Source organism: Prosthecobacter sp., assembly GCF_046154365.1.
GTDB lineage: Bacteria > Verrucomicrobiota > Verrucomicrobiia > Verrucomicrobiales > Verrucomicrobiaceae > Prosthecobacter.
Map to the genome: position 1 here is coordinate 1 of NZ_JBJXFV010000036.1, position 14836 is coordinate 14836.

At 60.4% G+C, this 14836-nt stretch carries 13 protein-coding genes and 1 pseudogene; 9 read left to right on the plus strand and 5 right to left on the minus strand.

Features of this window, described 5'->3' with window-relative positions; all coding sequences use genetic code 11:
* From ACKVY0_RS04295 to ACKVY0_RS04310, 4 genes are all read left to right on the plus strand, one after another.
* Window positions 1–627 (plus strand): hypothetical protein (locus ACKVY0_RS04295; RefSeq protein WP_409213558.1); only part of this gene is annotated, 627 nt, incomplete at its 5' end.
* Complete coding sequence (locus tag ACKVY0_RS04300; RefSeq protein WP_409213559.1) at window positions 624–2129, plus strand: hypothetical protein; 1506 nt, start codon at window positions 624–626, stop codon at window positions 2127–2129. The genes ACKVY0_RS04295 and ACKVY0_RS04300, both read left to right, overlap by 4 nt.
* Window positions 2130–2140: 11 nt before the next feature.
* On the plus strand, window positions 2141–2866 hold the full coding sequence (locus ACKVY0_RS04305; protein WP_409213560.1) for a hypothetical protein: 726 nt from the start codon (window positions 2141–2143) through the stop codon (window positions 2864–2866).
* Window positions 2867–3003: 137 nt separating this feature from the next.
* The gene (locus ACKVY0_RS04310; RefSeq protein WP_409213561.1) at window positions 3004–4317 is read left to right on the plus strand and encodes a polysaccharide deacetylase family protein; all 1314 of its coding nucleotides are present in this window, start codon (window positions 3004–3006) and stop codon (window positions 4315–4317) included.
* Between the two features lie 22 nt (window positions 4318–4339).
* Here the strand turns inward: ACKVY0_RS04310 and hsdR are convergent, their stop codons facing one another.
* From hsdR to ACKVY0_RS04335, 5 genes are all read right to left on the minus strand, one after another.
* Window positions 4340–6724, minus strand: coding sequence for an EcoAI/FtnUII family type I restriction enzme subunit R (gene hsdR / locus ACKVY0_RS04315; protein ID WP_409213562.1), 2385 nt, complete (start codon window positions 6722–6724; stop codon window positions 4340–4342).
* The gene (locus ACKVY0_RS04320; RefSeq protein WP_409213563.1) at window positions 6721–7797 is read right to left on the minus strand and encodes a Fic family protein; all 1077 of its coding nucleotides are present in this window, start codon (window positions 7795–7797) and stop codon (window positions 6721–6723) included. The genes hsdR and ACKVY0_RS04320 overlap by 4 nt, the downstream gene beginning before the upstream one ends.
* A 120-nt stretch (window positions 7798–7917) precedes the next feature.
* Window positions 7918–9126: a restriction endonuclease subunit S gene (locus ACKVY0_RS04325; protein WP_409213564.1), complete on the minus strand. Its 1209-nt coding sequence runs from the start codon at window positions 9124–9126 to the stop codon at window positions 7918–7920.
* 94 nt (window positions 9127–9220) lie between these two features.
* On the minus strand, window positions 9221–9859 hold the full coding sequence (locus ACKVY0_RS04330; RefSeq protein WP_409213565.1) for a four helix bundle suffix domain-containing protein: 639 nt from the start codon (window positions 9857–9859) through the stop codon (window positions 9221–9223).
* Window positions 9856–11313: an N-6 DNA methylase gene (locus ACKVY0_RS04335; protein WP_409213566.1), complete on the minus strand. Its 1458-nt coding sequence runs from the start codon at window positions 11311–11313 to the stop codon at window positions 9856–9858. Before ACKVY0_RS04335 ends, ACKVY0_RS04330 begins: the two co-directional genes overlap by 4 nt.
* A gap of 159 nt (window positions 11314–11472) precedes the next feature.
* Between ACKVY0_RS04335 and ffh the strand changes: the two genes are divergently transcribed.
* The 5 genes and pseudogenes from ffh to ACKVY0_RS04360 all read left to right on the plus strand — a co-directional run.
* On the plus strand, window positions 11473–12906 hold the full coding sequence (gene ffh, locus ACKVY0_RS04340) for a signal recognition particle protein (RefSeq protein ID WP_409213567.1): 1434 nt from the start codon (window positions 11473–11475) through the stop codon (window positions 12904–12906).
* 31 nt (window positions 12907–12937) lie between these two features.
* On the plus strand, window positions 12938–13195 hold the full coding sequence (locus ACKVY0_RS04345) for a type II toxin-antitoxin system Phd/YefM family antitoxin (RefSeq protein WP_409213568.1): 258 nt from the start codon (window positions 12938–12940) through the stop codon (window positions 13193–13195).
* Window positions 13192–13449 carry a Txe/YoeB family addiction module toxin gene (locus ACKVY0_RS04350; protein ID WP_409213569.1) on the plus strand — a complete coding sequence of 86 codons (258 nt, stop codon included), beginning with the start codon at window positions 13192–13194 and terminating at the stop codon, window positions 13447–13449. The genes ACKVY0_RS04345 and ACKVY0_RS04350 overlap by 4 nt, the downstream gene beginning before the upstream one ends.
* Window position 13450: 1 nt before the next feature.
* Window positions 13451–14407: a Gfo/Idh/MocA family oxidoreductase gene (locus ACKVY0_RS04355; protein ID WP_409213570.1), complete on the plus strand. Its 957-nt coding sequence runs from the start codon at window positions 13451–13453 to the stop codon at window positions 14405–14407.
* Window positions 14408–14513: 106 nt separating this feature from the next.
* Window positions 14514–14836, plus strand: a pseudogene (locus ACKVY0_RS04360) (lipid-A-disaccharide synthase); the annotation flags it as partial.

Genomic DNA, 14836 nt, shown 5'->3' on the forward strand with positions numbered 1-14836 from the left:
CCGGGCGCGAGCCAGGAGATCGCCCTGCTACGCATGGGTTATGATCGCAGCCTGATCGAAGCCAGCCTCGCTCCAGTCAAACAGCAGATCACCACGCTCTCCGCCCTGGAACGCCAGTTCGCCGACACGCGTGATTACGACGCCGCCATCACCGCCCGTGACGAACGCAAGCGCCTGCAAAACGAACTGGGCCGACTCGACAAAGAGCTGCTGCTCCTGCAAACCCGCGAACAGGGGATCAAAACCGCCCTGCTGCCGGATCGCATCAAACTCCCACTCGAATCTGCCACCTTGAGCGAACTCAGGCGCGAAGGCGGTGCCATCACCGGCTGGTCGAAGCTCGGAGCCGCCGCCACCTGGAAACTGCCTGCACTTCCGGCCGGAGGTTATGAAGTCATGCTGCGCTATCGCTGTGGTGCGGCGGAAGGCGGCACACTGCTGCTCAAAGAGGCACGCTTCTCGCTCACCACGAACATCGAAACCACGCTCAAGGGCCCCGAAGAGCGCAACGCCGGCACGCTCAAGATCAGCGACGGCTCGGGAACACTCACCCTGGCGGCGCAATCACTGGTCACCAACAACCTCATGCAACTGCTGGGCGTGGAACTCGTGCCTGCCTCACGATGAAATTCTGTCTGCCACCCGTTTGCCTCATCGCCCTGCATGCCTGCGCTTGCATCGGGCTGCATGCACAAACGGTGCCCGCAGAACCCGCCACGCTCACCACCACGCGCGCCACGTTCATACGCCAGGTGATGACAGACTCACAACTGCTCACTGAGCAGTACGAGCGTGCCCTCGGCAAAGCAGAAGCTGAGATCGCCGCCGGTGGTGATTACGAAGAGGCACGCGCCATCCGCCAGCGCCGCGAGCAACTGCGGGCGCTCTACAGCGGCACCGCGTCCAGCCTCGCCACTCCCCTGCCCCTGGCTCAAGCAAGACTCATGGGATCCGCCCAGGCTTCGGGTGAAACGATCGGCGGCTGGCGCTCAAACGGCAGCGGCGCGGAATGGCAGAACTTCCGCCTCGTGCCAGGCCGCTACCATCTCGAATTCGAGGCCAACATGAGCGATGCACCCGTGGCCGGCAGCATCTATGCCTCGGCCAAATTTCAGCCGCAGCCGAGCGCCGCGTTTGAGTTCAACGAGGTCACACTGCTCGGCAACGCCTCTGAAAACCGCCGCACGTTTGAAATCGTCCGCAGCACCGATGAAACCACCTTCACCACCACGCGTGTCGGCCCGCTCACGTTCACCCGCAATCCCATCACCCTGCGGTTCACCAGCGCCGCCGGTTATCCCGCCAACATCGTCCGCATCCGCAATCTGCGCCTCGTTCCCATCACTGAAGACGCCGCCACCGTCGCCCCCTCAGCCACGCCGACGAATTCCACGACCGCCATGCAGCAAGCCAGCGCCACGCTGAAAACGGCCCTCGACGCCGCCAAAAAAATCGCCACCGACACTTATCTTGCCGACTTGCGCACACTCGCCACCGCCAAACCGGCTTTGCAGGATCAGATCGAGGCTGAAACACGCCGCATCAAACGGCTGGCCGATGAGAAAAAAGGTCCGACCGGCATTCGTGCCATCGCCACCACCGGCGGCAGCCTCGATGGCTTTGAAGACCTGAGTGACGCCCGTCTTGCCCCTGAAGACCCGGTGTCTGGCGAACGCTTCACCATCATTCACGACGGCCGCACACTCGCCGTACGCCTGCTGTGGATCGATTGTGCGCCCGTGGCGGAAAATGATCCCGGCTTGAAACGTTTTGCCAAACGCTTCAACATCGAAGACGAGGACGCCCTCGCCATCGGCCGTGACGCCCGTGAATTCACCGCTGGCTACCTGCGTGACAAGCCGCTGCGGCTCCTCATCCGCCCGGATCGCGACAAAGACGGCACTCTGGCCGCACTGCTGTTCCTGCCCGAGGTCGGCCTGTATCAAAATATGCTCGTCGATCACGGCTTCGCCGCCGTTGTGCCCCCGCCGCGTGAAGCACGCCGCAACACCACGGAGCAGGCGCTCATCGCGGCGCTCGGTGCCCGTGAAAACGCCGCCAAAAACCGCCAGCCCTCGCCGGGCGCCTGGGCGCTCGCGACGGAATCAAACGGAGGTAAAAAACCATGATGCACCGACTCATGCTGGTTGCATGCCTCGCCTTGTTTGCCCACACCGCCACCGCGCAGCAGCCCGCCGCACCGGCAGCCGTCACGCGCCTGCCGCAGATGGAAAGCATCTATCAGAAGGAGCTGAGCGCGCGACACATCCCGCTGCTGGGCAAATATCTCGTCGAACTGCAGCGCCAGGCCGCCAGCGCGACCGACAAGACCGCCTATCAGGCCGAGATCGCCCGCATTCAGCAGATCATCAGCGCAGGCGGCGTGCTGGACCTCATCGCCATGCAGCAGGCGCAATCAGGGGCGATGCCCATGCCCGCCCCCATCGCCGCACCGGTCCCCATCGAGCGCAAACAGGCGCTCATCGCGCTGTCACCGGCGCTGGCACAAACAGTTTCACCCGCTCCCGCCGCGAATGCCGAAACCGCCGCCATCGGCGCAGCCGAGTGGCGCATCGAACTCATCGCCGCTGGCACCTATGACATCCTGCTGCATTACGCCTGCCCCGAACTCACCGAACCGTTGAAAATCAGCGTCGAGTTCAACGGCCAGACCGTCGAAAAGGAGCTGGATACCGACCGCACCACCAAGGACGCGCAAACCTTCCGCATTCTGCGCCTTGGCAGCCTCACCTTGACCAGCGATCATCGCGGCGAAACACTGCGCCTCAGCGCTGGCGACAAAACCAACTCCAAACTCATCCTCAAAAGCCTGCTCATCGCCAAACCGAGGCCCGCCAATCCATGAAAGTTCAATCCAAGTGCTCAGTGCTTAGTGCTCAGTCCCAGACCGCAAAATCGCAACTGAGCACTGAGCACTGAGCACTGTGCACTGAGCACTGAGCACTGAGCACTGAGCACTGAGCACCCAGCAACCCGCCCCATATGCGCCCTATCACTCTCATCCTCCTCGCCGTCTTCGCCCTCGGCACCCTGCCCGGCTGCAAGCGCATCCAGGACAAGCTACGCCGCCTTGCCGAGCAAAGCGGCGTCACGCCGAAGCCACCGCCACTCAAGCCCGCTGAACCCGTTCTGACCCCAGAAGAACAGGCCATCGAGAAAAAGCTGCAGGAGTCCGCCATGCTCGCCGCGGCCGCACCGGAACCCGACGTGCCCAAAGCACCCGCCTTCGAACTCAACAAGTCCGCCGTCGTCTCCATCCTTGGCTACCACGATTTTCGCGAACGCGGCGGCAGCCCCATGCTCATCGCCGCCACCAAGTTCCGCGAGCAGATGCAAGCCATCAAAGATTCCAAAATCCCCGTCATCCCGCTCAGCGATGTCATGGCGTGGAAGAAGGGCGAGAAGAACATCCCCGAAGAAGCCATCGTCATCACCATGGATGACGGCTGGGAGGGCGTTTACACCTTCGCCTATCCCGTCCTGCGCGACTTCGGCTTCCCCTTCACCGTCTATCTCTACAAAAAATACGTCAACATCGGCGGCCGTTCCATGAGCTGGACGCAGATCAAAGAAATGATGCAAAACGGCTGCGAAGTCGGCAGCCACAGCGTCTCGCATGAAAGCCTCAAGAAGCGCCCCAAAGGTGCCAAGACCGACGCCGACTTCCAGCAGTGGGTTTTGAGCGAGTTGAAGGACTCACGCGAGTTCCTGGAGCAGAACCTCAACATCAAATGCCCCTCCTTCGCCTACCCCTTCGGCATCTTCGATGATGCCACCATGGAAACCGCCTTGCAGATCGGCTACGAGTCCCTCGTCACCGTCAACGGCCAGAAAGTCACCTGGGACACCCCCAACGGCAAACTTGGCCGCTACATCGTCCACGGCGACAGCGACACCAACTTCAAGCTCGCCACCAGCTTCCGTGGCCGTGGCGATGTCGGCTCCAACAAATTCCTCGTCGCCGATGCCAAGAACGACAAAGGCGAGCAGCTCATCCAGCTCACCCCCAAGCCCGACGCCGTCATCACCAGCCGCATGCCCGTCATTGAAGCTGACCTCAAAAAAATCGGCACCATCGTCCCCGACAGCATCAAAATGCGCATCGCCGGCCTCGGCACCGTCCCCGCCTCCTACGATCCCGCCACCATGATCGTGCGCTTCCAGTTCCCCTACAAACTGCGCCGCGAAGAATGCGCCGTCAGCCTCAGCTTCCAGCGCGATCCCGCCCAGCCCGCCGAAGTCGTAAGCTGGCGCTTCAAGATCGACCTCGCGGCGGCTTATCTGCCCGCGCCGTAGCCGACACTGTTGGCCGCTTCATTCACGCCACGTCCTGATACAGATACTTCTGGAAGCCCGCAAAGGCCTTGCCCACGTCGCTGCCCAGATCGGCCACGGCGTCTTGGATGGAGTCGTGATACTTGAGCTTGAGCAACGGCGTCAGCTTGTCCTTATCGAGTTCTTCGACGCCGACGCTGATGTAATGTGACAGCACGAAGTCGAGGAACACCTGCTGCTTGCTGTTGAAGTGCGTGCTGATCTCCACTTTGGCCTTCGCGGCACGTTCTTCGCGGCTCAGGGTCGGCAGCGCGTAGGCCACGTGGGCCAGCACGTCGAAGAGGTCGCTCTTCTCGGCGTCGATGATCATTTGCATCTCGTGGAGCTGGTCTTTGCCGAAGCCTTTCTCCGCCAGGCCTTCGAGCAGCTTTTTGCGTGTCTCGGGCTCGCTCCACAGCACGCGCAGTTCGTCTTCATTCGCGAAAAACTCCGGCAGCTTGCCGAACAGCAGCTCCATGAACTGCTGGGCGCTCATCGGCGTGCCGTCGGGATGCCAGAAGCTCGTCATGAGCATGTGCTGGATCGTCCGCGACTTGCCATCGGCGAGCTTCACTTTGGCCTTCTTCTTCCGCTCACACACGCAGGGGCGCTTTCCACACTCCAGACACGGCTCCTTCGGGCACTCACACGGTGCCTTGCCGCAGACAGCACAAGGCTGCGGAGGCACCACTTCGCAGGCGCAAGGGCGCGTGCCGCATTTCGCGCAGAGTTCTTCTTCCAGCGGCTCTCCGTCCCACTCAGGATCGAGGAAGTTGAGGTGCGCCTTCACGAAGTCATAGATCGTGAAGTAGTCCTTCCCATCGTAGAGCCGCGTGCCGCGTCCGATGATCTGCTTAAATTCGATCATCGACTTCACCGGGCGCATCAGGACGATGTTGCGCACGTTGCGCGCATCCACGCCAGTGCTGAGCTTCTGGGAGGTGGTGAGGATCGTCGGGATGCTCTTCTCGTTGTCTTGAAAGTCACGCAAGTGCTGCTCTCCGAGCGCACCGTCATTCGCCGTCACGCGTTGGCAGTAGTTCGGGTCCTTGCTGGTCTTCACCTGATTGATCAGGTCCCGCACCAGCAGTGCATGCTCCTGGCTGGCGCAGAACACCAGCGTCTTGTGTGTCTGGTCGATCAATCCCATGAAGATCTCTACCCGCTTGCGCTCACGCTCTTTGATCTCGATGGCTTTGTTGAACTCACCCTCCTGGTAAAGCTTCCCCGCTTCCACCTCGCCCTCCATCACCTTGTCATCCGGCGTCCACACATACTCATCCAGCGTCGTGCTGATCTGCTTCACGCGGAAGGGCGTCAGGAAGCCATCGTTGATGCCCTGCTTGAGAGAATAGACAAACACCGGCTCACCGAAGTAGGCGTAGGTGTCCACGTTGTCCTTCCGCTTCGGTGTTGCCGTGAGGCCGAGTTGCACCGCTGGCTTGAAGTAGTTCAAGATCTCACGCCAGGTGCTCTCGTCATTGGCACCGCCACGATGGCACTCGTCGATGACGATGAAGTCGAAGAAGTCCGGCGGATACTCACCGAAGTAAGGCGAGTCACCCGGCCCGCTCATGAAGGTCTGGAAGATCGTGAAGAACAGACTGCCGTTCTTCGGCACCTTGCCCTTCTTCTTGATGTCACCCGGCTCGATCCGCACCAGCGCGTCTTCGGGGAAAGCGGAGAACGCATTGAAGGCCTGGTTCGCCAGGATGTTCCGATCTGCGAGAAACAGGATGCGCGGCCTGCGCGTCGGCTCACCGCTCAGGTTCCAGCGTGCTTGAAAGAGCTTCCACGCGATCTGAAACGCGATGAACGTCTTGCCCGTGCCCGTCGCCAGCGTGAGCAGGATGCGCAGACAACCCGCAGCGACGGCCTCCAGCACGCGCACAATGGCGATGTCCTGGTAGTAGCGGCCCTGGAAGTAACCTCCCCGGTCCTCAAAGGGCACGGCGGCGAAGCGATCCCGCCATTCATTGGCTTCGGCAAACGTCATCTCCCACAGCTCCTGCGGCGTCGGGAAACACGGCACCTCCCACTCTGCCGGCTGCGTGGAACCCGGCGGCGGCGCCATGTCGATCTCATAGATGCCGCGCCCATTCGTCGCGTAGGCGAAGCGAATCGCCAGCCTGCCCGCGTAGCCCTTCGCCTGCCCCACGCCCTCGGTCAGTTCCTCGTCCTCTGCCTTCGCCTCCACCACCCCGAGCCTAGTATTGCGATACTCCAGCACATAGTCCGCGATGTCCGCTCTGCCACGCTTCCCGTGCCCCTCGATACGGCCTTCCGTGATCCGATACTCCCGCCGGATGCGGCTACCCTCCACCACGCCCCAGCCCGCCGCTTTCAAAGCGGGATCAATGTGCTCGGCGCGGGTTTCGGCTTCGTTCATGGTTGTTCCAGCGTCACGTTGCTGAGCAGGGCGAAGAGCGGCTCGTTGATGTAAAAATTCGTCTTGCCCATCTTCTGCTTCCGCACCAGACCCGCCTGAGCAAGCTGCTCCAGATACTTCGTGGCCGTGATGCGCGACACTCCCAGCTCCCGCTCGATGAACTCGATCTTCGTGTAAGGATGCCGGTAGAGATTGTTCAACAAGTCCTGGCTGTAGAGTTTCGGCAGTCGTTCGCGCAGGTCGTGCTTCGTCCTCAGCATCAGATCGCGAAATGCCTTCACCAGTGCGATCGCGCTACGGGCGGTCACGGCCACGCCTTTGAGCAGGTAGAGGCACCATTCCGCCCAGCGCTCCTCGTCACGCACCGTTTGCAGCAGGCGGTAGTAGTCCGGCTTCGTCGTGGTGATGTAGCGGCTCAGGTAGAGCACCGGCAGATCCAGCAAGTCATCACGTTGCAGCATTAGCAGGTTTAGGATGCGACCCGTGCGGCCATTCCCGTCATAAAACGGGTGAATGCTCTCGAACTGGTGATGCGTGATCGCCATCCGCAGCAGCGGGTCCAGCCCGTCATCCGCATGGATGAAGTCGATCAGGTTGCCCATCAGCGCTTCGACTTCGGCAGCATCCTGCGGCGGCTCATAGATCACCGCACCGGTGGCTTCGTTCTTCAACACCGTGCCTGGCAGCTTCCGCAATCCCGCGCGGTTCTGCTCCAGCTCTGCTTGCACGGCCAGCACGGTCTCCAGCCGAATCAGGCCCGAGTCCCTCACTGCCTCGAAACCCGTGCGCAGGGCGGAAACGTAATGCCGCACTTCTTTGGCGGCGGGAGTGACGGACGAATCCTCCTGCGAGGCATACAACTCATCGTGCGTGGTGATGATGTTCTCGATCTCCGAGCTGTCCTTCGCCTCCTGGATGCCCAGCGTATCGAGCAGGATGCCCTGGTTCGGCAGCGACTCACACAGCCCCTTCAGCTCCGCCAAGTGCCGGTGCGCCGCCGTCAATGCCGTCCAGACCTCGCGCGTCTCCAGCGAGGCAAGGTTCGTCAACGGCAATGGCGGCAGCTTGGACATGTATAGAAAAGTGGCTTTCCCTTATCACGTTGCCGCTCACATGTAAAGGAAACCGACTTTTTCTATACATGAAGTGGGGCCGGGTAGGTCAAGGATGACTCAAGCTGTCAGTCAAGCAGGTCACAGCTCCCCGCTGAAGGCTTGGTGCAGCAGCGACTTCTTCAACGCCTCCAGCGCGGCGTGCTTCCGCTCGTAGAGGCGGGCGAGGCGTTGGGTTTCTTCGCGGAGGTCTTCCGCTGCTTCGACGATTGCCGCCTGAACCTGAACTGTCGGGAGCATGACCGGAAGCTCCTGAATCAGACCCATGTTCAACCCAGCCATGATTGCGCCTTTAGCATGCTTGGCTAGGAACTCTTGCGACTGCGGTGCGTGCAGGAAGTAAATGTGGAGATAGCCCGGCAAGCACTGCTTCCGGTCAAGGGTGATGCAGCAAATATGCTTCGTGTTGATTGCAGTCGGGATGTCGTCAGGGACAATCGCGCACCGACCACATGTGCCCATGATTGTAATCAGCACGTCTCCGGGATGCACAGTGTAGCGCTCAAGCTGGCGATACTTTTCTGGCGTGATGAACCGGCTCTTTCCCCAGCGAAACTCATTAGCCACGGCGTTGTCGATGCCGAGGACCGCGATGCCCTCCTCAACGAACTCGCTGTGCAGAAGCTGGCTACCGAACGGCCCTGTGCGAATTGAGCCTTTGGCTGGTGCGGCGATTTCTTTCACAGACTTCTCCACCCACCCCGGGCCGCGCTGGGTGAAGACGGATTGGAGGTGGCTTTCGAAGAGTGCGCGGGCGTTTTGGAGGTTCTTTTCGGCGTTGGCTTTGGCGGTGGCGAGGCCCTCAAACGCTTCGTCCAGCAGGCCGACGATCCGCTGCTGTTCGGCCAGCGGGGGGAGCGGGACTTCAAACTGGGCCAGTGCTTCGCCGGTGAAGTGCTGAATGCCTGCGCCGTTGAAATGGTTCTTCAGCGTGCCATCGAGGTCTTTCGAGAGCAGGTAATATAGAAACCATTTGCTGCGCTCCGGTTCATGGAAGCGCACTCGATGAAGCGCCTTCTGAAAGTAGATTGGTTCGTCTTTCTCCCAGATGGCGGCACGTCCGGGGTAGCCGCCTTCGCAAATGAGCACGTCTCCTTTGACGGCGGTGTATTTCTCGACCTCGGTCGGCAGGAACGGCATTTCGAGCACGTCGGACAAATCGAAGTCGAACCAGCGGACGTTGAGATTGCGAAGATAAGGCTGCGGCTCGCCCTTGTTCTTCGCCTTGTCGAGCATCTTGCCTAGCGAGTGCTTGGCAATTTCGCTGACCTTCTTTGTCTGCCACCCCATCTTCATAGCAGCGCCTTGATGTTGCCCAGCACTTCCGCGCTCTCGGCGTCCAGCGCGGCGATGGGAAGCAGGGGATGGATGGGCGTGATGGAAATCATTTCTTCGGCGGTTGGTTGCGGTGAGCGAGGCGGGCGCGGGTCATGCGTTCGCGGAGGCCGCCGCCCTCCACGAAATCTTTTTCCAGCCGGCGGAGTTGCTGGTCGAGCAGGTAGTTCGTCTGGTGAATCAGGCAAATGGCGATGTTGGCGATGACCTCCGGCGGGCGGGTTTCAAGAAACTCGCGGTAAAGCTCAAAGGTGTGCGGGGTTTTGCGACCCAATCGCCGGACGAACAGGGCTTCCTTGGAGTCTTTGTCCCAAATGGCGTGGTCGCGCACGCGGAGGTAATCGCGGTAGTCGGCGAGCAGTTCTTCAAGGCTGGCGCGGCCTACGTTGGTGAGTTTGATTTCGGTTTCCTTGGAGGTTGTGGCGGCTTTGCTGCCTTCCAAGATGTTTTGTTTGCCGGAGCGGGCGGACTGAATCATCTGGTCCACGGTGCGGTCGCCTCTGCCGAGATACTTGTGCGCGAAGCGGAAGGTGATGTCATAAACCACCTCGGCTTTCTGAAAGGAGAGAAGGGTCTGGTAATCACCGCGAGGGGGGAGGATGCGCTCTGGCTCAGGGGAATTATGGGAAGGATAGGCGGTATGTTTCCCATCACTCACATTCTTCGCATTCTTCTCATCGCTTTTCATAGGAGCCTCCTGATTCCGGCCAGCACTTCGGCGCTCTCGGCGTCCAGCGCGGCGATTTCGTCCATGATTTCCTGCGGGCTGCGGTGCGCGATTTCCTCGCCGCCGCTCGGATTCTTCACGGACAAATCAAAGGTCTTCGGGTCGATGGCCGCCACGTCCACGCTCCAGCTTTTGGGCGACTCCGCAAAGGTCCGCTGCCGGTCAATGAAGTCACTGAGGTCCGCATCATTCAGCGGGTTGGTCTTGCCCATGTTGCGTCCGGGGTCGAGCTGGTAGAACCACACCTTGCGCGTCTTCGTGCCTTTCTCAAAGAACAGCACCACGGTCTTCACGCCCGCGCCGATGAACGTGCCGCCGGGGCAGTCGAGCACGGTGTGGAGGTTGCATTCTTCGAGGAGCTTCTGGCGCAGGCTGACGGAGGCGTTGTCGGTGTTGGAGAGGAAGGTGTTCTTGATGACGATGCCGGCGCGGCCTCCGGCCTTGAGGATTTTGATGAAGTGCTGGAGGAAGAGGAACGCCGTCTCGCCGGTGCGGATGGGGAAGTTTTGCTGCACTTCCTTGCGCTCCTTGCCGCCGAAGGGCGGATTGGCTTCCACGATGTCGTAACGGTCCTTGTCCTGAATGTCCGCGAGGTTTTCGGTGAGCGTGTTGGTGTGGATGATGTTGGGCGCTTCGATGCCGTGCAGAATCATGTTCATCACCCCGATGACGTAGGCGAGGGACTTCTTTTCCTTCCCGTAGAAGGTGCGCTCCTGGAGAATCCGGGCCTGCGCGGTGGTGAGGTTGGGATTGGTCTCCTTCAGGTAAATGTAACTCTCGCAAAGGAAGCCGCACGACCCCGACGCGCCGTCGTAGATGCTTTCGCCAATGCGCGGCTTCAAGACATGGATGATGGCACGCTCAAGCGGACGCGGGGTGTAATACTCGCCGCCGTTGCGCCCGGCGTTGCCCATGTTCTTGATCTTCGCCTCGTAGAGATGCGAGAGCTCGTGCTTCTCGGTCTGCGACTGGAATCGCAGCCCATCAATTGGGTCAATAATGTCCCGCAGATTATACCCGCTCTGAATCCTGTTCTTAATCTCCCCAAATATCTCCCCAATCTTGTATTCGAGGGTGTTCGGCCCGGTGGCCTTGGCCTTGAAACCGTGCAGGTAGGGGAAGAGCTTCCCATTCACGAACTGGATCAGGTCGTCGCCGGTGAGGGCGTTGTTGTGGTCGATCTGGCCGCTCTTGTCTTTGGGTGCAGCCCAGGATTCCCAGCGGTAAGGCGCATCGAGGATGTGGGTGTATTTCCTGCCGTCGAGGGCGGCTTCGGTGGCTTTGTCGTGTTCGAGGGCGTCGAGGTATTTCAGGAAGAGGAGCCACGAGGTCTGCTCGGTGTAATCGAGTTCGCTGGTGCAGCCGGCGTCTTTCCAGAGGACGTCGTCGATGTTTTTGAAGGCTTGTTCGAACATGAACGCCCATGAGAGCCGGGGATGGAAGCGGAGGCAAGCATTTGCACCGCACCCCGCCTTCACCGATCACCGCCCACCGACTACTGCAAGCTCCCCCACGCTTCGCAGTTGCCATGCGCGGGCATCTGCCGACTATCCTGCGCCCCTCTCCATTCCCTCATGTTCTCCGCTCTCTCCGAAAAACTCGAACTCGCCTTCAAAAAACTGCGCGGCCAGGGCCGCATCAGTGAATCCAATGTGGGCGAGGCGATGAAGGACATCCGCATGGCGCTGCTCGAAGCGGATGTGGACTTCCAAGTCACCAAAGACCTCGTCGAAAACGTCACCAAGCAGTCCGTCGGTGCCGAAGTGCTGCGCACCGTCTCCCCCGGCCAGCAGATCGTCAAAATCTTCCACGATGAGCTGGTCAAACTGCTCGGCAGCGATGCCAGTGCGCTGAATCTCGACCCGCCGCAGCGCATTCTGATGACCGGCCTCAATGGCGCCGGTAAAACGACCACCTCGGCCAAGCTGGCGAGCTGGTTGAAGAAGCAGGGACGCCGCCCGCTGCTGCTCGCGCTCGATTTGTATCGCCCTGCCGCCATCAAGCAACTCCAGGTGCTCGGTCAGCAGCTCAACGTGCCGGTCTTTGCCCCTGCCGAAGGCGAAACGGATCCCGTCAAAGCCGCGAAGGCATCGTTGGAATGGCTCAAGGCCCAAGGCAGCGGCATCGCCATCTTCGACACTGCGGGTCGTCAGGATCTCGATGAAGAACTGCTCGCTGAACTCAAGCGCGTGCGTGCCGTGGTGCAGCCGAACGAAGTCCTGCTCGTCGCCGATGCCGCCACCGGCCAGCAGGCGGTGAACGTTGCAAAGAAGTTCAACGAAGCCGTTGGCATCACCGGTTTGATCATGACCAAGCTCGATGGCGACGCCCGTGGTGGTGCGCTGCTCTCGATGCGTCAGGTCACCGGCTGCGCGGTCAAGTTCCTCGGTGTTGGCGAAAAGATCGATCAGCTCGAAGTCTTCCACCCGGACCGCATGGCCCAGCGCATTCTCGGCATGGGCGACGTCGTCGGCCTCGTGGAGAAAGCAGCGGAAGAAATCGACGAGAAGGAGGCGATGAAGCTCGCCGCGCGCATGCAGTCGAACAAATTCGACTTCACCGACATGCTGCAGCAGATGCGCATGATGAAAAAGCTCAGCTCCGGCGGCATGGGCAGCCTGCTGGGCATGCTCCCCGGCATGGGCAAAATGAAGGACGCCATCGGTCCCGATGCCGACAAAAAGCTCAAGCACACCGAGGCGCTGATCCTCTCGATGACGCCGAAAGAGCGGCAGCGGCCCGAGATCATCAATGGTCAGCGCCGCAAACGCATCTGCAACGGCGCCGGTCGTCCCGTGATGGAAATGAACCAACTTCTCAAGCAGTTCGAGATGATGAAGAAGCTCATGAGCAACCAGGGCATGATGGCCCAGATGATGGGCATGATGGGTGGCGGCGGCGCAGGTGGTGGTGGCATGGGCGGACTCGGCGGCATGCTCGGCGGCCTTGGCGGCGGCGGCAAGATGCCCAAACTTCCGCCCGGCATGAAGTTCCCCGGCAAATTTTGATTTCACCCTCAACCTGTGCTCCTTTCCCAACATGACCGCCATCACCAGCGCCAGAGCCAGCAAGAATCTCGCCGCGACCATCATGAAGGTGTGTGATGACCGCGAAGCCGTCATCATCGAGCACGGCGAGCATCATCGCGTCGTCATGATCCCGCTGGAGGAGTATGAGTCCATCTGTGAAACGGAGCATCAGATGCGCAGCCCGGCCAATGTGAAGCGTCTCGACGAGTCACTCGCACAATTGAATGCGGGACTGGGCAAGGAAAGACCGATCAACTGGGATGCATGAACGTTCTTTTCTCCGACCACGCCTGGGATGACTATCTGCACTGGCAGGACATGGACCGCCGCACGCTCCGGCGGATCAACGAATTGATCAAAGACATCCAGCGCAGCCCGTTCTCCGGGATTGGCAAGCCTGAACCCCTCAAACACAAGTATTCGGGCCTGTGGTCCCGCCGGATTGATGGCGAGCATCGCATTCTCTATCGCATCATTGAAGAACGAGTCGAAATAGTCTCCTGCCGCCATCATTACACCTGACATGAGCAACACCCCTTTCCGCATTGGAGTCGCCGGCGTCGGCGCGATTGGCAAGAATCACGCCCGCATCATGGCCGAGATCGCCGCGAAGAGCGACGGCGCGATCACCTTCGCCGCTGTGTATGATGCCGATACTGCACGCGCCGCCGAATTCGCCGCGCAATACGGCACGCAGGCCGCCAGTGACCTCGAAGACTTCGCGCGACGTGTCGATGCCGCCACCGTGGCTGTGCCGACGATTTTCCATCGCAAAGTCGCCGAACCGCTCATGAATCGCGGCGTGCATGTGCTGGTGGAAAAGCCGATCAGTGAATCCTACAGCGAAGCGCAGGCCTTGATCGAACTCGCCCAGGCCAAAAGCGTCATCCTGCAAGTCGGCCACATCGAACGCTTCAATCCGGTGCTGCGCCAGCTTGAGGAACGCATGGACAACCCACGCTTCATCGAAGCGCATCGCCTTTCGCCCTTCCCGAACCGCAGCATGGACATCGGCGTCGTACTCGACGTGATGATTCATGACATCGAGATCGTGTTGCACCTCGTGAAGTCGGAACTCATTCAGATCGATGCCGTCGGCATCCCCGTGCTGACCAAGCGTGAAGACATCGCCAACGCGCGCCTCAAATTCGCCAACGGCTGCATCGCCAACATCACGGCCAGCCGCATCAGCCCCGAGAAGATGCGCAAAATCCGCGTCTTCCAGAGCGAGAGCTACCTCAGCCTCGACTACCAGGAACAGAGCGGCTGGATCTACCGCAAGGACGGCATGCAGATCGTGCGTGAAGCCGTCGAGGTCGAAAAAGACGAGCCGCTGAAGCTCGAAATCGCCGCATTCGTCGAATGCGCGCGCCACGGCCGCCGCCCGGTCGTCACCGGCCAGGAAGGCGCTGAGGCCGTGCGCATCGCTCTCGAAATCACCGATCAAATCGAACGCAACGCCGCACTGGGAGCCAAGTAATGCATTTCATTCACCACCGAGTTCACAGAGGAGCACCGAGTTTCATTCAGTTGATCCCTCTGTGTCTCTCTGTGCCCTCTGTGGTTAAATCTGGCTTGTTTCATCCATGAAGCGCATCTTCATCATCGCAGGAGAAGTCAGCGGCGACACCCACGCTGCCGGACTGCTGCGTGAATTGAAGGAACTGGAACCGGACATGCAGGTGCTCGGGCTGGGCGGTCCCAAAATGCGCGAGGTGATGGGCGAGGGCATCGAAGACTGGGTCGAAACCGCCGGTGTCGTCGGTTTGTGGGAGGTGGTGAAGATGTACGGCTACTTCAAAGAGAAGATGAATGCCGTGCTCGACTCGATGCTGCAACAAAAGCCGGATGCGGTGATCCTCGTGGATTATCCCGGCTTCAATCTGCGGCTGGCGAACGCATTGCGCAC

Excerpts from the sequence above, each read along its gene's own strand:
- ACKVY0_RS04345 (WP_409213568.1), top strand. The coding sequence starts at position 12,938 with ATGACCGCCATCACCAGCGCCAGAGCCAGCAAGAATCTCGCCGCGACC.
- ACKVY0_RS04305 (WP_409213560.1), top strand. The coding sequence starts at position 2,141 with ATGCTGGTTGCATGCCTCGCCTTGTTTGCCCACACCGCCACCGCGCAG.
- ffh (WP_409213567.1), top strand. The coding sequence starts at position 11,473 with ATGTTCTCCGCTCTCTCCGAAAAACTCGAACTCGCCTTCAAAAAACTG.
- hsdR (WP_409213562.1), bottom strand. The coding sequence starts at position 6,724 with ATGAACGAAGCCGAAACCCGCGCCGAGCACATTGATCCCGCTTTGAAA.
- ACKVY0_RS04300 (WP_409213559.1), top strand. The coding sequence starts at position 624 with ATGAAATTCTGTCTGCCACCCGTTTGCCTCATCGCCCTGCATGCCTGC.
- ACKVY0_RS04310 (WP_409213561.1), top strand. The coding sequence starts at position 3,004 with ATGCGCCCTATCACTCTCATCCTCCTCGCCGTCTTCGCCCTCGGCACC.
- ACKVY0_RS04325 (WP_409213564.1), bottom strand. The coding sequence starts at position 9,126 with ATGGGGTGGCAGACAAAGAAGGTCAGCGAAATTGCCAAGCACTCGCTA.
- ACKVY0_RS04350 (WP_409213569.1), top strand. The coding sequence starts at position 13,192 with ATGAACGTTCTTTTCTCCGACCACGCCTGGGATGACTATCTGCACTGG.
- ACKVY0_RS04330 (WP_409213565.1), bottom strand. The coding sequence starts at position 9,859 with ATGAAAAGCGATGAGAAGAATGCGAAGAATGTGAGTGATGGGAAACAT.
- ACKVY0_RS04320 (WP_409213563.1), bottom strand. The coding sequence starts at position 7,797 with ATGTCCAAGCTGCCGCCATTGCCGTTGACGAACCTTGCCTCGCTGGAG.
- ACKVY0_RS04355 (WP_409213570.1), top strand. The coding sequence starts at position 13,451 with ATGAGCAACACCCCTTTCCGCATTGGAGTCGCCGGCGTCGGCGCGATT.
- ACKVY0_RS04335 (WP_409213566.1), bottom strand. The coding sequence starts at position 11,313 with ATGTTCGAACAAGCCTTCAAAAACATCGACGACGTCCTCTGGAAAGAC.